Below are 19,039 nucleotides of genomic sequence, written 5' to 3'. Positions count from 1 at the left end.
ATGGGTGACATGGTCGTCGACGCCGTCGACCATCTCGTCCGCGGTATCGTGTCGGATCCCGATGCGGTCTCGGTCAGGGCGAGCGGTGGTCGTCGCGGCACCGTGATCCGCGTGACCGTGTCGCCCGACGATCTCGGGCGCGTGATCGGCCGCGGCGGCCGTACCGCGTCCGCGATCCGGACGATCGTCTCCGCCGTCGGCGGGCCGGACGTCCGGGTCGACGTGGTCGACACCGATCGCTAGCCCCCTCGGACCCCACCCGCACCGGAAGGACGTCATGGAACTCGTCGTGGGTCGCGTCGTGAAGTCCCACGGGGTCCGCGGTGAGGTGGTGGTGGAGGTACGGACCGACTCGCCCCGCGAACGATTCGCGGTGGGAGCTCGACTGCTGGGCCGCACCGGCAAGGGGAGGACCGCCACCGATCGGGACGTCACCGTAGAAGCCGCCCGGGATCATTCCGGGCGGCTTCTCGTGCGTCTGGCCGGCGTCTCGGACCGGGATTCCGCCGACGCCTTGCGGGGAATGCTCCTGATCGTCGACTCCGAGTCCCTACCGGACACCGGGGACCCGGACGAATTCCACGACCACCAGCTGGTGGGCCTGACCGTGCTGGACACCGGCGGGACGCAGCTCGGCGAGGTCACCGAGGTCGTGCACACCCCGGGTGGGGAACTCCTCTCCGTGCGTCTGTCGAGCGGATCGGAGGCCCTGGTGCCCTTCGTGGACCGGATCGTCCCCAGGGTGGACGTCGTCGCCGGTACCTGCGTGATCGACCCACCGGAGGGGCTACTCGACCTGGGGACCCCGTGACCGGACCCGACCATACGGTCACCGCCCCACGGATGCGGCTCGACGTCGTCACGGCGTTCCCGGACTATCTCTCGCCCCTCCGTCTGGCACTGCCCGGGCGGGCCATCGACCGCGGCATCCTGGACCTCCGGGTCCACGACCTGCGCAACTGGGCTCACGACGTGCACCGCTCGGTGGACGACACGCCGTTCGGTGGCGGACCCGGCATGGTCATGCGGCCGACTGTCTGGGGCGAGGCCCTCGACGAGGTGGTACCACCGTCCGCGGGCTCCGCCGCGACGCGGCCCCTGCTCATTGTGCCCACCCCGGCGGGACGACCGTTCACCCAGGCCGATGCCCACAGCTACGCACGACGCGATCACCTGATCTTCGCCTGCGGTCGATACGAGGGAATCGATCAGCGTGTGATCGATGAGGCCTCCACACGCATGGACGTGGAGGAGGTGAGCATCGGCGACTACGTCCTGATCGGGGGAGAGGTGGCCGTCCTGGTGGTGGCGGAGGCCGTCGTCCGACTCCTCCCCGGGGTGCTGGGCAACCAGCGCAGTCACGAGGAGGACTCCTTCTCCGACGGCCTCCTCGAGGGGCCGAGCTACACCCGGCCCGAGGTGTGGCGGGACCGGCCCGTCCCCGCGGTACTGAAGAGCGGTGACCACGCGCGGATCGCGCGGTGGCGGCGTGACGAGTCGCTCCGGCGCACGGCGCAACGTCGCCCCGACCTGCTCGACGGGGCTGCTCTGGGTCCCGCGGACCTGGAGACCCTGAGGTCCGTCGGCTGGCCCGAGCGCGCCGACTGATTTGGGGTCGGCCGACGGATAGTGGCACACTAGCGAGGTTGATCATCCGGGCGCACCCGTGCGTCCGCGGACGGTCGCGCTGCTCCGGGCACGAACCGGTTGACCCGCCTGACGGCGGGCGCCAGGGTCCTCTGTCCTCAATTCCTGACATCCGAGGAACACAATGAACACTCTCGACTTCATCGACAACAAGTCGCTCCGCGACGACATCCCGGCGTTCCGCCCCGGCGACACGCTCGACGTGCACGTCAAGGTCATCGAGGGCTCGAAGGAGCGCGTCCAGGTCTTCAAGGGCGTCGTGATCCGCCGTCAGGGTGGTGGCGTCCGCGAGACCTTCACCGTCCGCAAGGTCTCCTTCGGCGTCGGCGTCGAGCGCACCTTCCCGGTCCACTCGCCCACCATCGACCACATCGATGTCCTGACCCGCGGCGACGTCCGTCGGGCCAAGCTGTACTACCTCCGCAACCTCCGCGGCAAGGCCGCGAAGATCAAGGAGAAGCGCTGAGCATGTAGAGCGAGTCGGACTCGGCCGTCGTGTGTGGTGGCCGATCGACTACGCTCGTCCGGGTGAGCAGCACCGAATCACCTGGACAGCACCCCTCCGAGCCGGGCCCCCGAGAAGACGGGGACCCGGCTCGAGGCGTGGGTGGAGGCCGTCGCCAGGCGCGCGCCGCCGAGAAGAAGGGCCAGCCCTGGTACATCGAGATCCCCATGCTGGTGGTGATCGCGCTGGTACTGGTGTTCGTCTTCCAGACCTTCGTCGGGCGGGTCTACCAGATCCCCTCGGAGTCGATGGAGCCCACGCTGCACGGGTGTGCCGGCTGCACGGGTGACCGGATCTTCGTGGACAAGATCTCGTACCGGTTCGGCGATCCGCAGCCCGGGGACGTCGTGGTGTTCGAGGGTCCGGATTCCTGGAACCAGGGGTACCAGTCCATCCGGTCGGACAACCCGGTCATCCGGACACTGCAGGACATCGGCGGCGTCATCGGCGTCGTCCCGCCCGATCAGAACGACATGGTCAAGCGTGTCATCGCGGTGGGTGGTCAGACCGTGGGCGGGTGCTCGCCGGACGGGGGCCTCCTGGTGGACGGTGAGCCGCTGGACGAGCCGTACCTCAACGCGGACCCCTCGATCGACCGCAACCCGCTCAACTGCGCGTTCGGGCCGGTCACCGTTCCGGAGGGCAACTACTGGGTGATGGGTGACAACCGGAGCAACTCGGCGGACTCCCGGTACCACATGGGCGACGAGTTCCAGGGCTCCGTTCCCGAGGAGAACATCATCGGCAAGGTGCAGGCCATCATCCTCCCGTTCAACCGGATCGGGTCCGTCCCCTCACCGGACATCACCGCGGGGTGAGCCCGGTCCGACCGGGCCGGGTGAGGGTGACCCGGCGTGACGGACGGCTGGCTCTGGAGGCGGCCCTGGCGCGGCGGGGTCTCGGGCCGGTCGCCGGTGTGGACGAGGCCGGGCGCGGGTCGTGCGCGGGTCCACTGGTGGTGGCGGCGTGCGTGTTGGGTAGCCGTCTCACGGCGGATCTCGCTGATCTGGACGACTCCAAGAAGCTGTCTCCTGCGACCCGGGAGCGCCTCCACGACGCCGTGTTGCGCAGAGCCGTCGCGGCGTCCGTGGTCGTGATCGAACCCGACCGCATCGACGAGCGCGGGGTCCACCGGTGCAACCTCGAGGGAATGCGACGCGCGGTGGCCGCTCTCGATCCGCCGCCGGGCTTCGTCCTGACCGACGGGTTCGCCGTGGACGGGCTCGGGTGCCAGTCCACCGCGGTGATCGGGGGTGACGAGGTCGTCGCATCGATCGCCGCCGCGAGTGTCCTCGCAAAGGTGACCCGTGATCGGATTATGGTGGACCTCGACCCGAGGTACCCGGGCTACGGTTTCGCCGCCCACAAGGGGTACAGCACCCCGGGTCACGCCAGGGCGATCGAGCAGCTCGGTCCCAGCGACATCCACCGGATGTCGTACGCCAACGTCCGTCGCGCCGCCCAGGCGCATTCGAGGAGCAGCACTAGATGAGCGCCGAGGATCTGGAGAACTACGAGACCGAGATGGAGCTCTCGCTGTACCGCGAGTACCGCGACATCGTCGGTCAGTTCACCTACGTCGTCGAGACGGAGCGGCGCTTCTATCTCGCCAACGCGGTCGAGCTGATCCCGAGGTCCGCAGACGGCGAGGTCTACTTCGACGTCCGGATGTCCGACGCCTGGGTGTGGGACATGTACCGGCCTGCCCGTTTCGTCAAGTACGTCCGGGTGTTGACCTTCAAGGACGTCAACATCGAGGAGCTCGACAAGCCCGAACTCCGCCTCCCGGAGTAGTTCGCGACTCGCTCGTCCTCCACAGCCTCCCGCGCCTCCACAGGGCGCGCCCGGCCCGATCCGCGTCCAGCGGATCGGGCCGGTGTCGTGGTGCAGGCTGAGCCGCGGCGACCCGGACGGGCCGGGCCGCCGGGGAGGGGCTCGCGATGGCGGGGGGCAGGGTGGGATCGGTCGCCGGAACGCACGGGGGTGACGGTCGCCGACGGACCGGAGCGATCGGGGAGGCGCACGCCGCGGGGTTGATCGAGGCGCGTGGGGGCGCGGTGATCAGCCGGAACTGGCGGAGCCGGACGGGGGAACTCGACCTGGTCGTCCTGGATGCCGGGGGTCGGTTGCGCTTCGTGGAGGTCCGCACGCGGAGCGGCACCGGGTTCGGGACACCGGCCGAATCGGTGACGGCCGCCAAGCAGCGCCGCCTGCGACAGTTGGCGGGGGAGTGGCTGGCAGCCCACCCCGGTCCCTGGCGTCAGGTCTGCTTCGACGTGATCGGTGTGGACCTGGCCGACTCCTCCCGTCCGCTCCTCGAACTCTTCGAGGACGTGTTCTGAGATGGCGCTCGGACGGACGTGGGCAGTGACGCTGACGGGGATCGGTGGCCAGCTCGTCGAGGTCGAGGCCGACGTCGGGCGCGGACTCCCCGGGGTGAGCATCGTGGGGATGGGTGACGGTGCGGTCATGCAGTCCAGGGAGCGGATGCGGGCGGCGGTGGGCAATTCGGGCCTGTCCTGGCCGAGGGGAAAGGTGGTGCTCTCGCTGTCGCCGGCGGCGCTGCCCAAACGCGGATCGGGGTTCGACGTGGCACTCGCGGTCGGGGCGCTCACCGCGTCCGGGGAGCTCCCGGCCGGCGGGTTCGAGGGCACACTCCTGGTCGGCGAGCTGGCACTCGACGGTCGCATCCGGCCGGTACGCGGGGTACTCCCGGCGGTGCTCGCCGCGCGTGAGGCGGGTCTGCGACGGGCGATCGTCCCGGCGTGCAACCTGGCCGAGGCGAGGCTGGTGGGCGGCATCGACACGGCGGGGGTGGAGTCCCTGGCCATGCTGGCGACGTGGAGCCGGGGCGCGGGTGACCTGGTCACCGTGGCCCCGGAGCCGCCGGCCGCGGCAGCAGATGACGGAATGGACCTGGCCGAGGTCCACGGCCAGGACGACTGCCGTCGCGCCGTCGAGGTCGCGGCGGCCGGTGGACACGCGATGCTGCTCCGGGGAGCGCCCGGGACGGGCAAGACCATGTTGGCCAAACGCCTGCCCGGTCTGCTCCCGGATCTGGGGGAGCGGGACGCGCTCGAGGCCACGGCGATCCACTCGGTGATGGGCCGTCTGTCGGACCATGATCCGCTCCTCCGGCGCCCGCCGTTCGTCGCGCCGCATCACACCGCCTCGGCGGCGTCGCTCGTCGGCGGCGGTACCAACACCGCTACGCCGGGAGCCGTGACCCTCGCGCACCGGGGGGTGCTCTTCCTGGACGAGTGCGCCGAGTTCTCCGGAAGGGTCCTCGACAGCCTGCGGACCCCACTCGAGGACGGGGAGGTCCGGATCGCGCGTCGGGACGGGGTGTCGGTGTTCCCCGCCCGGTTCCAGCTGGTGATGGCGGCGAACGACTGCCCGTGTGGCTCGCCGCGCCCCTCGGACTGTTCGTGCACTCCAGACGCACGGCGTCGCTACGGCAGGGCCCTGACCGGCCCGCTGCGCGACCGGGTGGACATCCTGGCCCGGACGATGCCGGTGGGTTCGGGGCTGTTCGCGGTCGGCGAGGAGGAGGACAGTGCCGCGGTGCGGGCCCGGGTGGCGTCGGCGAGAAGGGCCGCCGCCGAGAGGTGGGCGGCGTGTCCGGGCGCCGCGGGTGCCCGGACCAACGCCGGTGTCCCCGGGAGGGTGCTGCGGGCCGGGCGTGGATTGGATCCGCGCGCACTGCGCCCCCTGAACCGCTCACTCGCACTCGGGGTGTTGTCCCCCCGCGGTGTGGACCGCTGCCTGCGGTTGGCGTGGACGGTCGCCGATCTCGACGGTGCCGGGGTGCCCGGGGAGGCGCACGTGTCCGAAGCGCTGGTCTTGAGGGGGGAGGACTAATGGTCGGTGGGGACGACACGGTGGTGACACCGGAGGTTCGGAGGGCGTACGCGTACCTGGGGGCGGTCACCGAACGCCCGACGGCGGAACTGTGGGATCTGGTGGACCGGGTCGGGCCGGTGGAGGCCGGCGACCGCATCCGGTCCGGCCGGGTGCCGGCCAGGCTGGCGGAGCAGTCGGAGTCGCGCCGTGACCGGGTGGACGGCGCGGCGCTTATCGAGGCCGCCGACGAGGTCGGCGCGCGCCTGGTGGTCCCCGGGGACCCGGGGTGGCCCGCGCAGGCCCTCGAACCGTTGGACCGGCCGAGGTGGCTGCGGGCCGGGGGCCGGGGCGGGGTGGCCACCGCGCTGCGCCCCCTGGGCCTGTGGTGGCGGGGTGCCGCGGATCCCGCGCGGACGCTCGGGAGATCCGTCGCCGTGGTGGGTACCCGCGCCCCCACCTCGTACGGAAGGGCGGTGACCGCCGACCTCGCGTCCGGCGTCTGCGCGGAGGGGTTCACGGTGGTCTCCGGCGGCGCGTTCGGGATCGACGCGGCGGCCCATCGTGCGGTCCTCGGTGCGGGCGGGAGCACGATCGCGGTCCTCGCCGGGGGAGTGGACCGTCTCTATCCCCGCGGCAACGACGGGATGCTGCGGGCGGTCGCGGAGTCCGGGGCGGTGGTCTCGGCGCAGGCTCCGGGAACCGGGTTGACCCGGTACCGGTTCCTCGACCGGAACAGGCTCATCGCGGCCCTGGGCAGGGCGACGGTGGTGGTCGAGGCGGCCGCCCGCAGCGGTGCGCTGAGCACCGCCGCGTGGGCCGCTGCCCTGGACCGACCTGTGGGCGTGGTTCCGGGCCCGGTCACCTCGGTCGCGTCGGTGGGATGCCATCTGCTCGCGCGGGACAGGGGAGCGGTGCTGGTCACCAGGACCGCAGACGTGGTCGAGCTGGCCGGCGACATGGGGGAGACCGCCGAACCGCCCTCCGGGCATGCGAGCACCTGGGACGGGTTGGATGACGTGACCAGGCGGGTCCTGGAGGCGCTGCCGATCACGGGTGGGGCGGCACCGGCCGAGATCGCCGCGTCGGCCGGGACTCCGCTGATCGTCACCAGGACGGTTCTCGGCCGGTTGTTGTCCGCGGGCGCCGTGTCCCGTGGCCCCGAAGGGTGGCGCAGATCCGGGGACGGCGGCGTCCAGCTGACGATCCCGGTGGCGTGACAGCGCCCCGCGTCCGACGGTTACAGGATCGCCTGCAGTGCGAGGTAGAACAGCGACGGTCCCATGAGGCAGCCGAGTCCGGTGTAGAACGTGGCGGTCATGGCGCCGTAGGGCACCAGCCGCTCGTCGGTGGCCGCGAGACCTCCCGCCACGCCTGAGGTGGTCCCCATCATCCCGCCGTACACCATCGCCGATTTGGCGTTGTTGAGCCGGATCAGCGGCGCGATAAGCGGGGTGGCGACCATCACCAGGACCGCCTTGATGAGTCCTGCGGCGACCGAGAGTGCGATGACCTCGGAGGAGGCACCCACCGCCGTTCCGGTGACCGGCCCCACGATGTACGTCGCGGCGCCGGCTCCGATGGTCGCGAGTGACTCAGGGTCGGTGTAGCCGAAGCCCCAGGCCAGCGCGGCGCCCACGAAGAACGACACCCACACGCCGGCGACGAGCGCGATCACTCCCGCGAGCCCCGCTTTCCGGATCTCCCGCAGGTCCACCCCGAACGCGGTGGAGACGATGGCGAAATCGCGGATCATCGCGCCACCCATGAGTCCGAGCCCGGCGAAGAGGGCGATGTCCGCCACCCCTTTCTCACCACCCGTGTGTTGCCCGGCCCAGTAGGCCAGAGCGAGACCGACGATGATCGCGATCGCCGAACCGTGCAGCATGCCCCGGGTGAGTTTTCTCGAGAGCCAGCCGGATATCAGGATCGTCACACCGACCAGGGTGAACGCGAACAACAAGCCGTTGGACTCCAGAACGTCGATGACGGTGTCCATGTCAGATCTCCTGAGCTGCCGAGTCGGGATCGGCCAGTGGTGGCAGGGGTGCGGAAGGCGGTCCGATTCTGGAGATCACCGGCACGAGGGCCGCGCCAACGAGCATCGCGGCGAGCCCGGCCGCGACCGCCGCGGCGCCTCCGGAGACCGCCGCGGAGACGTTCTGCACCGAGGCCATCGCGACGACCACGGGGATGTACATCGCGCTCCAGAACAGGACGCCCCGTTCGGATGGCTGTGGGAGCCGCCCCTTTCGCCGCATCACGTCGGTGATGACGATGAGCAGCAGCATGCCGAAGCCGACTCCGCCGACGTTCGCGTCCACGCCGAGAAGCTCGCCGAGTAACTGTCCGATCGCGGCGCCCGCGAGGGTGCACCCCGCGAGAATCGCCACTCCGTAGATGACCATGATCTCTCTCCAGGTCCGGCGCTCAGGCGCCGTCGTCGGTGAACAGGCCGGCGTACCGCGTGCGCAGTTCGGCCTTCTGGACCTTGCCCATCACGTTTCGAGGCAATGCCTCGACGACGCGGACGGCCTTGGGCTGCTTGAATCGCGCCAGGCGATCCGCGACGGCCCCGATCAGGGCGGATTCGTCGGGCGTCTGCCCCGGCGCGGCGACCACCACCGCGACGACGGTCTCGCCCAGATCGGGGTGGGGGACCCCGATCACCGCGGACTCTGCGACGGCGGGCTGCGCGTCGAGAAGTTCCTCGATCTCGACCGGGTACACGTTGAACCCGCCCGAGATGACCATGTCCTTGTCGCGGCCGACGATGCTGAGATAGCCGTCGTCGTCGAACCTGCCCACGTCACCGGTACGGAAGAAGCCGTCCTCGCAGAACTCGGCCGCCGTCTTCTCCGGCATGTTCCAGTACCCGGCGAACACGTTGGGCCCACGCACCTCGATCCCACCGATCTCACCTCTGGCGAGCGAGGCCCCGGTCTCCCTGTCGGTGATCCGGACCTCGACCCCGGGCAGGGGCAGGCCCACGGTGCCCGGCCGTCGCTCGCCCTCGTACGGGTTGGAGGTGTTCATGCCCGTCTCGGTCATGCCGTAGCGCTCCAGGATCCGGTGGCCGGAGCGTTGCCCGAACGCCGCGTGGTCAGAGGCGAGGAGGGGAGCGGATCCGGAGACGAAGAGTCGCATCCCCGCGCAGAGCTCGGGGGTGACCCGGGAGTCCGCGGCGAGTCTCGTATAGAACGTGGGCACCCCCATCAGCACCGTCGACCGCGGGATCAGGTCGACGATGGCGTCCGCGTCGAACTTGGGCAGGTAGTGCATGCTCGCGCCGGTGGTGAGGGTCAGATTCGCGGCGACGAAGAGTCCGTGGATGTGGAAGATCGGGAGCGCGTGGATCAACCGGTCCTCGGCCGTGTACCGCCAGTACTCGCGGAGAGCGTCGCAGTTCGACGCCAGGTTGCCGTGGGTGAGCACCGCACCCTTGGACCGGCCGGTGGTACCCGAGGTGTACAGGATCGCGGCCGGGGAGCCGGGGTCCGCCGGATGGACGTCGTGGTGGTTCTCCCGAGACCGGAGAAGACTGCCGTCGCCCTCGGTGCCGAGCGTCTCGATCATCGTGGAGGCCGGCACCCGGTCGCGGAACTCCGCCTCGCGAGCGGGCGTGCAGACGAGCACGCGCGGCGTCGCGTCACCGAGGAAGTAGTCCACCTCCGGCCCGGTGTACGCGGTGTTGAGGGGCAGAAAGACCCCGCCCACCTGCAGGGTCGCCAGGTACAGCGCGATCGCCTCGGGCGACTTGTCCACCTGCATCGCGACCCGATCGCCGGGCTCGACGCCGTCCGCGCGCAACCGGGCTGCGATGCGGTGCACGATATCCGCGGTGGCGCCGTAGTCGAGCGTGGTGCCGTCGGGGAGGTCGAACAGGACGGCGTCGGGCCGCCGCCGGGCATGGCCGAGGAACGAGTCCAGAACCGATTCGAACGTGCTCACTGGTGGGACTTCCTTTCATTGGACGGGGGTGCCGGCCGGCAACTCCCGCTGTGGGTCGTGAGGAGGTCGGTGACCGCGTCACTCGAGGCGACGGTGCCGTGCCGCACGAACCTCTCGTGCCGGGGTTCGAGCTCGGCCGGTTCGTAGCGGTAGTTGACCATCGCTCCGTACGACTGGGTGATCCCGTTCGCGGAGCAGTCCGCCGGCCAGTTGAGCCGCCAGGCCTCGGCACCGTTGCTGAGATGGAACCGGGCAACCCGGTCATGTGGCCGGCCACTGTCGTCTTTGACCAGGCAGATGTACCGCGCCGCGGCGGCCACCACGTGCGGGCGCAGCTCGTCGACCTCCGCCGTGTCATCCCGGTCCGGTTCCTGCGTCAGGTCGAGGGCGGCGAGGCGATGCCGTAGACCGCGGAGGTGGGGATCGTCCTGGGCGTCGAGCCAGCGCCGGAATCCGGGAATCGGCGACAGGGTCACGAAGGTGCTCAGGTGGGGGAGAGCGTCGCCGACCTCATCGATGACGTGTTTGATGAGCAGGCTGCCGAGGGACACGCCGGCCAGCCCGTCGAGGCAGTTGCTGATCGAGTAGAGCACCGCGGTGTCGGCCTCCGTCACGGAGAGGGCGGGTCCGGGGCGGAGGATGGGCGCGATGTCGGCGGGGACGCCCCGGGTGAGGGCGACCTCGACGAAGATCAGCGGCCGAATGCCGGTGGCCGGATGGAAGAACGCGTACATCCGCCGGTCGGCCGGCTGCAAGCGGCGGCGCAGCTCGTCGAGTCCGGCCATCGGGTGCACCTGTTCGTATCGGATCAGATGATCGAGCAACTCGCCCGGGGAGTCCCACGTGACCTCCTCCATGCGGAGGAATCCGCGGTTGAACCACGAACCGAGCAGGTGGTGCAGGTCGTGGTCGAGCGAGCGGAGGTGCGGATGGTCGGCGAGCAGCGCCCGCAGATCCGATCGCAGCTCGGTGAGCGCGTGTGTCGCCCCGGGGGCGTGATTGATCCTGCGGAAGAGCTTCTGCCGACGCGGTTCGACGGCGTCGACGAGCTCGATCTCCGCGGCCGCGGCCCGCGCCGTGTCGCGCCCGGTCGCAGCCCAGGCCGCATACGCCCGCTCGACACGCTGCGGGTCGACGCCGTAGCTCTCGACCAGATGAGTGAAGAACTCGACGCGACGATCCGCCGGGAGCTCTCGGTAGGCCCGCAGCAGGCCGTCCCCGACGTTCCGCATCGACGCCTCTCCGATGTCGCTCATGAGCTCGGTGCAGGCGTCCATGAGTCGCGTCAGTGGGGTCATGGCGTCCTCCTGGAGTGCATACGGGCTGTTCGGGGGCTATATGTGTTTCATATCCGTTGTTATATACATCACAACTACTATCAGACTGTGAGCGCGGTCACAAGGAGGTGCCGGGATATTCTGGCCCTCGAGGAGGTGGGCGATGGTGCGGGTGACCGAGTCCCAGCGGGTACGGGACGCATTGGAGAACGCTGTGATCGACGGCCGATACCGGCCGGGCGACCGCCTCGATCCGGTGCGGTTGGCGGAGGAGTTCGGCTGCTCGCGCACTCCCATCCGAGAGGCGCTGCAGGCGCTCGAGCGGTCGGGTCTGGTGCAGATCAGGCCCAAACAGGGCACGTTCGTCACGCACTTCGGCGTCACCGATCTGGCGGAGCGGTTCGAGGTGATGGCGGAGCTGGAGGGCATGGCGGCCCGCCTCGCGGCCCGGCGGATCCGGCCGGAGTCCGTGCGATCCATGGAGGACGCTCTCGCTGAATGTGAGGAGCGCGCGATCGCGGCGGACGCGGACGGCTACTACTACGCGAACGCGCGTTTTCACGGGGTGATCTACGAATCCTGCGGCAACGAGTACCTCACCCGGCAGTCATTCGATCTGAAGAAGGTGCTGCAGCCCTACAGGCGACTCCAGCTGCGGGTCCCGGACCGGATGCGGCGCTCGCTCGCCGAGCACCGGGCGATCGCCGACGCGATCGTGGGGGGCGAGCAGGACAAGGCGGAGGATGCCGCCCGCGACCACGTCTTGGTCCAGGTCCGGGAGTTCAGCGAGCTCGTGCGCATCTGGCGCACCATCGCCTCGAACTAGACCGTGCGCGGCTCAGGCACGCCTTGCGCGCCGAGGTGACACAAGTGACAATTGTTACTCATGGGGAACAACGCGGGCGCGAAAGACGGTCGCGGCTCTCTTCCGCCCGCCCTCGAGGTCGTCGTCGACGGCTACGTCACCGATCTCAGGACCGGACGGTCGCGCTCCGAGGCCACCGCGCGGTCGTACCGCTCCGATGTGCGGGCGTTGCTCGCTCACCTCGGATCGGACGGCGACGGACCGGACACCGCGGCCGACCTCGCCGGATCACTCACCCTGCCCGCGCTCAGGGGGTGGCTGGCCGCTCAGGTCGGCGCCGGTGCCGCCCGGTCGACCATCGCCCGGCGCGTGGCCGCGGCCCGGTCCTTCAGCACGTGGGCGTTCCGCAGAGGTGTGCTCCCCACGGACGTGGCGGCCCGGCTGGAGGCGCCGCGGGCGCGGCGTCACCTGCCTCAGATCCTCGATCGAGTCCAGGCCGCCGAGACGATCCGGACCGCCGACCTCGGGGCCGCGGAGGGCGACCCGATCGCCCTGCGGGATCGACTGGTCGTGGAGTTGCTGTACTCGTGTGGCATCCGCGTGGCCGAACTGTGCGGAACGGACGTCGACGATGTGGACACCGAGCGGCGCCTTTTGAGAGTGGTCGGCAAGGGCGACCGGGAGCGCGCGGTCCCCTACGGTCCGCCCGCCGACCGCGCACTGCGCGCCTGGCTCGACGGAGGAAGACCCGCGCTGGCCACCCCCGCCTCCGGTCCAGCGCTGCTCCTGGGAGCACGCGGGGGCCGCCTCGACCCCCGGGCGGCGCGGAGGGCGGTCAACGAGGTCACGGCCGCCACCCCCGGATCCCCGCAGGTCTCACCCCACGCGCTGAGGCACAGCAGCGCGACCCATCTGCTCGAGGGCGGCGCGGACCTCCGCCACGTCCAGGAACTCCTGGGCCACTCGACCCCGGCGACAACCCAGGTGTACACACACGTCTCAGCGGAGCGGCTCCGCGCCGCCTATCGGGGCGCCCACCCGAGGGCCTGACCGGGTCGGCGGTGCCCGGGCCGGCGCTGCGCGGATCAGGCCGGCGTGGGTCGCCTCGGCGCGGCTCATCCGGCCCCGTCCCCGGGCAGGGTCGGCTTGAGGCGGATCGGCCGGTCGTGGACCGAGAGAAGGCTCAGCGGGTCGATGTAGTCGTCGTCACCCGCAGGCCCGCCCGAGGCGACGCGCGCGCCCCAGTGCAGACACGCGTGAACGGGACACCCTGCGTGGCCGGCGAGGAGATGTCCCACCGTGTCCCCGGTGGCGACGTCGTCCCCGGTGCGCACGGTGGCCCGGACCGGTTCGTAGGTCGTGCGGAGCCCCGCACCGTGTTCGATCGAGAGCACCGGACGACCGCCCACGGCGCCCGCGAACACCACGGTGCCGCCAGCGGGTGCGCGGATGACCGCGAGGGGCGGCGCCGCCAGGTCGACCCCCCGGTGCCCCGACAGCCATCGCTGAGCGGGAGGGTCGAAGGGCCTGACCGCCGACACCGGCCCGGGAAGCGGCCCCCTCAGATCCCGGCGCGGTGGTTCCGGGACCGCCGCGGCCCGGGGGGCCACGACCAGCAGCCCGACCACTGCCACCACTGCCGCTGCGGACACGACAGTGGACGCCCGGGCCGGGCGTGCAGGTGTCGTCGCGGTGGCCGGACTCGTGGATCCCATGGTGTGAGTACACCCGTCGGGCTCGGGTGAGGCCCGCCCGTCGGCCGTGCTGTGGAAGGTGCGGAGGACGCTCCACAGAAGGGGCGACCGGTGACGGTGTGTTGGAGTGCGGGCGCAGGCGGGTTATGATTTTCGACGCGGTCGACTGACGTCGATTGACTTCGCGTGTCCTGCGCTCTCCACGGAGGGGGCATCCGGACCCGGGGCGAGCAGCCCCGGCCATACCGGACAGCGGACCTGTAGGTGCCCCTGCTCGTCAGGGGTTCGGTCCGGTGCGGACACCAGGGCCCGAGACCACCCGGTCTCACGGGCGTAACCCGATACACAGAAAGCGAGGACGAGGGCCTCGCGGTCCGGCTGCTTCCAAGCCGGACGAGCCCTCAACCCATCATGGCAGTCATCTCCATGAAGCAGCTGCTCGACGCAGGTGCCCACTTCGGCCACCAGACCCGTCGCTGGAACCCGAAGATGCGGCGGTTCATCTTCACCGACCGCAACGGCATCTACATCATCGACCTGCAGCAGACCCTGACGTACATCGACCAGGCGTACGAGTTCGTCAAGGAGACCGTCGCCCACGGTGGCACCGTCCTGTTCGTCGGCACCAAGAAGCAGGCCCAGGAGGCCATCGCCGAGGAGGCCGCCAAGGTCGGTATGCCGTACGTCAACCAGCGGTGGCTGGGCGGCATGCTCACCAACTTCCAGACCGTGCACCAGCGCCTCATCCGCCTCAAGGAGCTCGAGGCGATGGAGCAGTCGGGCGGGTTCGAGGGCCGCACCAAGAAGGAGATTCTCATGCTCACGCGTGAGATGACCAAGCTGGCGCGCACCCTCGGCGGTATGCGCGACATGACCAAGGTGCCGTCCGTCGTGTGGATCGTCGACACCAACAAGGAGCACATCGCGGTCGGCGAGGCACGCAAGCTCAACATCCCGGTCGTCGCCCTGCTCGACACGAACTGTGATCCCGACCTGGTGGACTACCCGATCCCGGCCAACGACGACGCGATCCGTTCGGTCAGCGTCCTGACCCGGGTCATCGCCTCCGCCGTCGCCGAGGGTCTCAAGGCCCGCTCCCAGGCCGGCAAGGCCACCGGCGAGGAGGCCGAGCCGCTCGCCGAGTGGGAGGCCGAGCAGCTCGACCAGGTCACCGGCACCGCCGCGGCCGAGGGCGCCGAGTCGCCCGCCCAGGTCACCGGCACCGAGTCCCCTGTGGCCGAGGCCCCCGAGGCCGACCCGCAGGAGATCGCCGCCGCGACCTCCGAGGCTCCGGCCCCCGAGGCCTGACCTCCGCACGCTCGAACAGCTCGGGCCCGGCCGCCCACGATCCCTCCGGGGATCTCCCGGGGGGCCGGGCCCGAGGTGTCGGTGAATGCGGGCGAGGGGTCCACCGGCGCCGCGGCGTCTAGGGTGGAGTCGATCGCGCCGGCCGGCCGACGCCAACAACTTCCGATACATCACGAAACTCTTTTAGGAGGGTCGCCCCACCATGGCGAACTACACCGCTGCCGACGTCAAGCGTCTGCGTGAGCTCACCGGCTCCGGGATGATGGACTGCAAGAAGGCACTCGAGGAGACCGACGGCGACTTCGACAAGGCCGTCGAGGTCCTGCGCATCAAGGGCGCCAAGGACGTGGGCAAGCGTGCTGAGCGCACCACCGCCGAGGGCCTGGTCGCCGTCAAGGACGGCGTCATGATCGAGCTCAACTCCGAGACGGACTTCGTCGCGAAGAGCGCCGAGTTCATCGCGCTGGCCGACAGGATCGTCGCCGTCGCCGCAGCACAGGGCATCTCCGATCTCGATGCGCTCAACAATGCCGACCTCGACGGGTCGACGGTCGCCGACGCGGTGGTCTCGTTCTCCGCCAAGTCGGGCGAGAAGCTGGTCCTGCGTCGAGTGGGCAAGCTCGACGGCCCGGTCGCCGTGTACCTCCACAAGCGCTCCTCCGACCTCCCGCCGGCGGTCGGCGTCCTAGTGGCCTACGAGGGCCAGGGCGAGGCCGCGGAGGCGGCCGCCCGCTCGGCCGCCATGCAGATCGCCGCACTCAAGGCGCAGTACGTCTCACGCGACGAGGTGCCCGCCGACATCGTGGCCAAGGAGCGCGAGATCGCGGAGGCCACCGCCCGCGAGGAGGGCAAGCCGGAGCAGGCTCTGCAGAAGATCGTCGAGGGTCGTCTGAACGGCTTCTACAAGGACGTCGTCCTGCTGGACCAGCCGTCGGTCACCGACAGCAAGAAGACCGTCGGCGCGCTCCTGTCCGAGGCGGGTGCCACGGTGACCGCGTTCCTCCGCTTCGAGGTCGGCCAGGCCTGATCCCTCCCCGGCATCCGCGGTGGCGGATGCCACGTCGACGGCGGCACCCGGACCCCCGGGTGCCGCCGTCGGTCTGTGTCCGACCGTTCCGGCCTCCGAACGCGCGGGCTGCGGTGTGGCGCCGGGGGTGATAGGGCAGAATGGACGAGGTCCCACCATGGGCCGTACGGCCGCCCGACGAGGACGTCGGGGGGCGTTTGACGCACGAGACGGGCGCGATCCGTCCGGGACGAGGAGAGCGATGACCGACCCGCGGGACGGCTACAGACGTGTGATGCTCAAGCTGGGCGGAGAGATGTTCGGCGGGGGCGGCGTGGGGATCGATCCCGATGTGGTCCAGTCGGTCGCGAGGCAGATCGCCGAGGTCTCCCGCACGGGTGCGCAGATCGCGATCGTCATCGGCGGCGGGAACTTCTTCCGCGGCGCCCAGTTGCAGCAGCGTGGTCTCGACCGTGCGCGCAGCGACTACATGGGGATGCTCGGCACCGTGATGAACTGCCTGGCGCTCCAGGACTTCCTCGAGCAGGAGGGCGTGTCGACCCGGGTGCAGACCGCGATCCACATGGGACAGGTCGCGGAACCGTACATCCCCCTCCGTGCCGAGCGACATCTGGAGAAGGGACGGGTGGTGATCTTCGGCGCGGGCATGGGGATGCCGTACTTCTCCACCGACACCACCGCCGCCCAACGCGCGCTCGAGATCAAAGCGGAGGTGCTGTTGATGGCGAAGGCCGTCGACGGGATCTACTCCGACGACCCGCGGACCAACCCCGACGCCGAACTGTTCACGCGGATCGAGCACCGCGAGTGCCTGGAACAGGGACTGAAGGTCGCCGACACCACCGCGTTCAGTCTCTGTATGGACAACAAGATGCCGATCCTGGTCTTCAACCTCCTCACCGAGGGCAACATTGCGCGCGCGGTCGCCGGTGAGGAGATCGGAACCCTCGTCAGCAGCCCGGCCTGAGGCGCAGGACCCCCCACCTCACTCACGTAGAGAACGGAAGACATCACATGATCGACGACACCCTGCTCGAGGCCGAGGAGAAGATGGAGAAGGCCGTCGAGCGCGTCCGTGACGAACTCGCGGCCATCCGCACCGGTCGCGCCAACCCCGGCATGTTCAACCGGGTGCTCTGCGAGTACTACGGGACCCTGACCCCCATCACCCAGATGGCCAGTGTCTCGGTTCCCGAACCCCGGATGCTCATCATCAAGCCGTACGAGATGTCCCAGATCGGGCCGATCGAGAACGCCATCCGCAATTCCGATCTCGGCGTCAATCCGACCAACGACGGTCAGGTCCTCCGCGTGACGGTTCCGCAACTCACCGAGGAGCGTCGTCGCGACCTCGTCAGACAGGCCAAGGCCAAGGCGGAGGACGGCCGCATCGCAGTGCGCGGGGTCCGTCGAAAGGCGATGGACGAACTCAAGCGCATCGTCAAGGACGGCGAGGCCGGCGAGGACGAGGTCAACGCCGCCGAGAAGGAGCTCGACAAGCTCACCCACCGCTTCGTGGCCGACGTGGACGAGCTCGTCAAGGGCAAGGAAGGCGACCTCATGGAGGTCTGACCACCGACGCACCCGCCGACCGACCCCCGAGATCCGAGGAGAATGCCGTGGACACCGCCCCGCCAGGCCCACCCGGGCCCACAGCCGCGGCAGCTGCTCCACCATCGCGGGCGGGCCGGGACCTGACCCGCGCCATCCCCGTGGGCGTCGGGCTCGGGGCGCTGGTCATCGCGAGCATCGCGTTCAACCCCAGGGCCTGGTACCTGGTCGCCGCCGGCGCGGTCGCCATCGGGACCTGGGAGGTGTTCAAGCGTCTCCGGCAGGCCCAGTTCCGGCTCCCGCTCCTGCCTCTGCTCCTGGGCGGGCAGGCGATGGTCTGGGCCGGGTTCTTCGCCGGGGCCAGAGGGGCCTTCGCTGCGTTCGCCGCCACGACGGTTCTGGTCCTGGTCTGGCGGCTGTTGATGGCGGGCCTGACCACGGCACCGCAGAACTACCTCCGGGACGTCTCGGTCGCCGTCTTCGTCCTCGTGTGGATCGCGGTCCCGGGCGCTCTCGGGGCCATGCTCGCGGACGGCGACTTCGGGGCCCAGCGGGTCGTCGCCCTGATCCTGTTGGTGGTGTGTTCGGACGTCGGGGGATACGTCACAGGCGTGCTGTTCGGCAAGCATCCGATGGCGCCCGCGGTGAGCCCCAAGAAGTCGTGGGAGGGCTTCGCCGGCTCGATGGTGTTCGCCATCGTCGGGGGCGCGCTCGTCGTGGTGTTGTTGTTCGATGACAACGTCTTCAAGGGCGTCCTGCTGGGCGTCCTCACCGTGTTCACCGCGACCCTGGGCGACCTCATCGAGTCCCAGGTCAAGCGGGACCTCGGGATCAAGGACATGGGTACGATGCTGCCGGGACACGGCGGGTTCATGGATCGCCTGGACTCGGTCCTGCCCACCGCCGTCGTGGTGTGGATCATCTTCACCTTCGTCGTCCCGACCTGACCGCACCGGGCACCGCCGGCAGGTCAGCGGCCGCGGGCGCTCACCTTGCGCGCTCGGCGGGCACGCATACGGAGCTGGAGGATGCGGAACCCGGCGAACAGCGCCATGATCAGCGCACCGGCGATGGCGGCGAACAGGATCAGCACCCCCAACGGGAGGCTGAACTCGAGACCGAGATATCGGACGTCGGTCGAGGTGGTGTTCTGCGCGACGAAGACCAGCAGCAGAATCGTCACCAGAGCACCGAGGACCAGCCCCACCCACGCCGATCCGAGTCTGCCGGCCGAGACATCGGGAAGTCCGACGTCAGGTCCCCGCCCGGCATCCCGGGCCCCTTCGGCGGGCACCGGCGCCGAGGCGGAGGCGTGGGTGTCCTCGAGAGGGGCGATGTCGGTCGACGCCGGATCGTGATCGGGTTCTACGGGGTCGTGCGAACGCGTGGGCATGCCAGGACTCTATTCCCTCCGCCCGGCCCCCGGCATCCGCT

General features: G+C 70.2%; 23 protein-coding genes. 17 read left to right on the top strand and 6 right to left on the bottom strand.

The features are described from left to right. From CT688_RS09150 to dprA, 10 genes are all read left to right on the top strand, one after another. Complete coding sequence (locus CT688_RS09150) at positions 1-243, top strand: RNA-binding protein (RefSeq protein WP_017836982.1); 243 nt, start codon at positions 1-3, stop codon at positions 241-243. 34 nt (positions 244-277) lie between these two features. After that, the gene (rimM, locus tag CT688_RS09145; RefSeq protein WP_107756647.1) at positions 278-811 is read left to right on the top strand and encodes a ribosome maturation factor RimM; all 534 of its coding nucleotides are present in this window, start codon (positions 278-280) and stop codon (positions 809-811) included. Between the two features lie 32 nt (positions 812-843). Then, entirely contained in the window at positions 844-1,608 is a 765-nt protein-coding gene (gene trmD / locus CT688_RS09140; RefSeq protein ID WP_107758110.1) for a tRNA (guanosine(37)-N1)-methyltransferase TrmD, read from the top strand. A gap of 163 nt (positions 1,609-1,771) precedes the next feature. Continuing rightward, positions 1,772-2,113, top strand: a complete 342-nt coding sequence (gene rplS / locus CT688_RS09135; RefSeq protein WP_017836979.1) for a 50S ribosomal protein L19 — start codon at positions 1,772-1,774, stop codon at positions 2,111-2,113. Positions 2,114-2,175: 62 nt separating this feature from the next. Continuing rightward, on the top strand, positions 2,176-2,970 hold the full coding sequence (lepB, locus tag CT688_RS09130; RefSeq protein WP_370446297.1) for a signal peptidase I: 795 nt from the start codon (positions 2,176-2,178) through the stop codon (positions 2,968-2,970). Continuing rightward, positions 2,967-3,644: a ribonuclease HII gene (locus tag CT688_RS09125; RefSeq protein WP_107756645.1), complete on the top strand. Its 678-nt coding sequence runs from the start codon at positions 2,967-2,969 to the stop codon at positions 3,642-3,644. Before lepB ends, CT688_RS09125 begins: the two co-directional genes overlap by 4 nt. After that, positions 3,641-3,946: a DUF2469 domain-containing protein gene (locus tag CT688_RS09120; protein WP_007632861.1), complete on the top strand. Its 306-nt coding sequence runs from the start codon at positions 3,641-3,643 to the stop codon at positions 3,944-3,946. Before CT688_RS09125 ends, CT688_RS09120 begins: the two co-directional genes overlap by 4 nt. 146 nt (positions 3,947-4,092) lie before the next feature. After that, entirely contained in the window at positions 4,093-4,494 is a 402-nt protein-coding gene (locus CT688_RS09115; RefSeq protein ID WP_107756644.1) for a YraN family protein, read from the top strand. Position 4,495: 1 nt separating this feature from the next. Continuing rightward, positions 4,496-6,013: a YifB family Mg chelatase-like AAA ATPase gene (locus CT688_RS09110; RefSeq protein WP_107756643.1), complete on the top strand. Its 1,518-nt coding sequence runs from the start codon at positions 4,496-4,498 to the stop codon at positions 6,011-6,013. Further along, positions 6,013-7,212 (top strand): DNA-processing protein DprA, encoded by a 1,200-nt coding sequence (dprA, locus tag CT688_RS09105; protein WP_107756642.1) that lies wholly within the window; start codon positions 6,013-6,015, stop codon positions 7,210-7,212. The genes CT688_RS09110 and dprA overlap by 1 nt, the downstream gene beginning before the upstream one ends. Positions 7,213-7,232: 20 nt before the next feature. Here dprA and madM read toward each other — a convergent pair whose 3' ends face one another. From madM to CT688_RS09085, 4 genes are read right to left on the bottom strand one after another with little or no spacing between them, the layout of a single operon-like run. Further along, positions 7,233-7,991, bottom strand: a complete 759-nt coding sequence (gene madM / locus CT688_RS09100) for a malonate transporter subunit MadM (RefSeq protein ID WP_107756641.1) — start codon at positions 7,989-7,991, stop codon at positions 7,233-7,235. A 1-nt stretch (position 7,992) separates the two neighbouring features. Beyond that, complete coding sequence (gene madL, locus CT688_RS09095) at positions 7,993-8,400, bottom strand: malonate transporter subunit MadL (RefSeq protein WP_107756640.1); 408 nt, start codon at positions 8,398-8,400, stop codon at positions 7,993-7,995. Positions 8,401-8,422: 22 nt separating this feature from the next. Continuing rightward, positions 8,423-9,943, bottom strand: a complete 1,521-nt coding sequence (locus CT688_RS09090) for an AMP-binding protein (protein ID WP_107756639.1) — start codon at positions 9,941-9,943, stop codon at positions 8,423-8,425. Then, on the bottom strand, positions 9,940-11,241 hold the full coding sequence (locus tag CT688_RS09085) for a malonyl-CoA decarboxylase domain-containing protein (RefSeq protein ID WP_107756638.1): 1,302 nt from the start codon (positions 11,239-11,241) through the stop codon (positions 9,940-9,942). The genes CT688_RS09090 and CT688_RS09085 overlap by 4 nt, the downstream gene beginning before the upstream one ends. Positions 11,242-11,383: 142 nt before the next feature. Here CT688_RS09085 and CT688_RS09080 point away from each other — a divergent pair, with 142 nt between their 5' ends. Together CT688_RS09080 and CT688_RS09075 are read left to right on the top strand one after the other, a co-directional pair. Continuing rightward, the gene (locus tag CT688_RS09080) at positions 11,384-12,046 is read left to right on the top strand and encodes a GntR family transcriptional regulator (RefSeq protein ID WP_107756637.1); all 663 of its coding nucleotides are present in this window, start codon (positions 11,384-11,386) and stop codon (positions 12,044-12,046) included. Positions 12,047-12,106: 60 nt separating this feature from the next. Beyond that, positions 12,107-13,075, top strand: a complete 969-nt coding sequence (locus CT688_RS09075) for a tyrosine recombinase XerC (RefSeq protein WP_107756636.1) — start codon at positions 12,107-12,109, stop codon at positions 13,073-13,075. A gap of 65 nt (positions 13,076-13,140) precedes the next feature. On the opposite strand, the gene CT688_RS09070 is transcribed toward CT688_RS09075, so the two are convergent. Further along, positions 13,141-13,740 carry a M23 family metallopeptidase gene (locus CT688_RS09070; RefSeq protein WP_197431397.1) on the bottom strand — a complete coding sequence of 200 codons (600 nt, stop codon included), beginning with the start codon at positions 13,738-13,740 and terminating at the stop codon, positions 13,141-13,143. 390 nt (positions 13,741-14,130) lie between these two features. On the opposite strand from CT688_RS09070, the gene rpsB reads away from it, so the two are divergent. The 5 genes from rpsB to CT688_RS09045 all read left to right on the top strand — a co-directional run bounded on the left by rpsB (position 14,131) and on the right by CT688_RS09045 (position 18,552). After that, a complete protein-coding gene (gene rpsB / locus CT688_RS09065; protein WP_107756635.1) occupies positions 14,131-15,027 on the top strand; it encodes a 30S ribosomal protein S2 in 897 nt (298 codons plus the stop codon). A gap of 202 nt (positions 15,028-15,229) precedes the next feature. After that, the gene (tsf, locus tag CT688_RS09060; RefSeq protein WP_107756634.1) at positions 15,230-16,054 is read left to right on the top strand and encodes a translation elongation factor Ts; all 825 of its coding nucleotides are present in this window, start codon (positions 15,230-15,232) and stop codon (positions 16,052-16,054) included. A 241-nt stretch (positions 16,055-16,295) separates the two neighbouring features. Further along, entirely contained in the window at positions 16,296-17,021 is a 726-nt protein-coding gene (gene pyrH, locus CT688_RS09055) for a UMP kinase (protein WP_107756633.1), read from the top strand. Positions 17,022-17,068: 47 nt separating this feature from the next. Continuing rightward, the gene (gene frr / locus CT688_RS09050; RefSeq protein WP_107756632.1) at positions 17,069-17,626 is read left to right on the top strand and encodes a ribosome recycling factor; all 558 of its coding nucleotides are present in this window, start codon (positions 17,069-17,071) and stop codon (positions 17,624-17,626) included. A 47-nt stretch (positions 17,627-17,673) separates the two neighbouring features. Next, positions 17,674-18,552, top strand: coding sequence for a phosphatidate cytidylyltransferase (locus CT688_RS09045; protein ID WP_107756631.1), 879 nt, complete (start codon positions 17,674-17,676; stop codon positions 18,550-18,552). Positions 18,553-18,575: 23 nt separating this feature from the next. Here the strand turns inward: CT688_RS09045 and CT688_RS09040 are convergent, their stop codons facing one another. Further along, positions 18,576-18,998 (bottom strand): lipopolysaccharide assembly LapA domain-containing protein, encoded by a 423-nt coding sequence (locus tag CT688_RS09040; protein WP_107756630.1) that lies wholly within the window; start codon positions 18,996-18,998, stop codon positions 18,576-18,578. Between the last annotated feature and the right edge of the window lie 41 nt (positions 18,999-19,039).

This window comes from Dietzia sp. JS16-p6b (assembly GCF_003052165.1).
In the GTDB taxonomy this organism is placed as follows: domain Bacteria; phylum Actinomycetota; class Actinomycetes; order Mycobacteriales; family Mycobacteriaceae; genus Dietzia.
The sequence above is the reverse complement of the archived record's forward strand: the minus strand, read 5'-3'. Positions and strand labels throughout refer to the sequence as shown.

Excerpts from the sequence above, each read along its gene's own strand:
- CT688_RS09150 (WP_017836982.1), top strand. The coding sequence starts at position 1 with ATGGGTGACATGGTCGTCGACGCCGTCGACCATCTCGTCCGCGGTATC.
- rimM (WP_107756647.1), top strand. The coding sequence starts at position 278 with ATGGAACTCGTCGTGGGTCGCGTCGTGAAGTCCCACGGGGTCCGCGGT.
- trmD (WP_107758110.1), top strand. The coding sequence starts at position 844 with ATGCGGCTCGACGTCGTCACGGCGTTCCCGGACTATCTCTCGCCCCTC.
- rplS (WP_017836979.1), top strand. The coding sequence starts at position 1,772 with ATGAACACTCTCGACTTCATCGACAACAAGTCGCTCCGCGACGACATC.
- CT688_RS09120 (WP_007632861.1), top strand. The coding sequence starts at position 3,641 with ATGAGCGCCGAGGATCTGGAGAACTACGAGACCGAGATGGAGCTCTCG.
- CT688_RS09115 (WP_107756644.1), top strand. The coding sequence starts at position 4,093 with ATGGCGGGGGGCAGGGTGGGATCGGTCGCCGGAACGCACGGGGGTGAC.
- CT688_RS09110 (WP_107756643.1), top strand. The coding sequence starts at position 4,496 with ATGGCGCTCGGACGGACGTGGGCAGTGACGCTGACGGGGATCGGTGGC.
- dprA (WP_107756642.1), top strand. The coding sequence starts at position 6,013 with ATGGTCGGTGGGGACGACACGGTGGTGACACCGGAGGTTCGGAGGGCG.
- madM (WP_107756641.1), bottom strand. The coding sequence starts at position 7,991 with ATGGACACCGTCATCGACGTTCTGGAGTCCAACGGCTTGTTGTTCGCG.
- madL (WP_107756640.1), bottom strand. The coding sequence starts at position 8,400 with ATGGTCATCTACGGAGTGGCGATTCTCGCGGGGTGCACCCTCGCGGGC.
- CT688_RS09085 (WP_107756638.1), bottom strand. The coding sequence starts at position 11,241 with ATGACCCCACTGACGCGACTCATGGACGCCTGCACCGAGCTCATGAGC.
- CT688_RS09080 (WP_107756637.1), top strand. The coding sequence starts at position 11,384 with ATGGTGCGGGTGACCGAGTCCCAGCGGGTACGGGACGCATTGGAGAAC.
- CT688_RS09075 (WP_107756636.1), top strand. The coding sequence starts at position 12,107 with ATGGGGAACAACGCGGGCGCGAAAGACGGTCGCGGCTCTCTTCCGCCC.
- CT688_RS09070 (WP_197431397.1), bottom strand. The coding sequence starts at position 13,740 with ATGGGATCCACGAGTCCGGCCACCGCGACGACACCTGCACGCCCGGCC.
- rpsB (WP_107756635.1), top strand. The coding sequence starts at position 14,131 with ATGGCAGTCATCTCCATGAAGCAGCTGCTCGACGCAGGTGCCCACTTC.
- tsf (WP_107756634.1), top strand. The coding sequence starts at position 15,230 with ATGGCGAACTACACCGCTGCCGACGTCAAGCGTCTGCGTGAGCTCACC.
- pyrH (WP_107756633.1), top strand. The coding sequence starts at position 16,296 with ATGACCGACCCGCGGGACGGCTACAGACGTGTGATGCTCAAGCTGGGC.
- frr (WP_107756632.1), top strand. The coding sequence starts at position 17,069 with ATGATCGACGACACCCTGCTCGAGGCCGAGGAGAAGATGGAGAAGGCC.
- CT688_RS09040 (WP_107756630.1), bottom strand. The coding sequence starts at position 18,998 with ATGCCCACGCGTTCGCACGACCCCGTAGAACCCGATCACGATCCGGCG.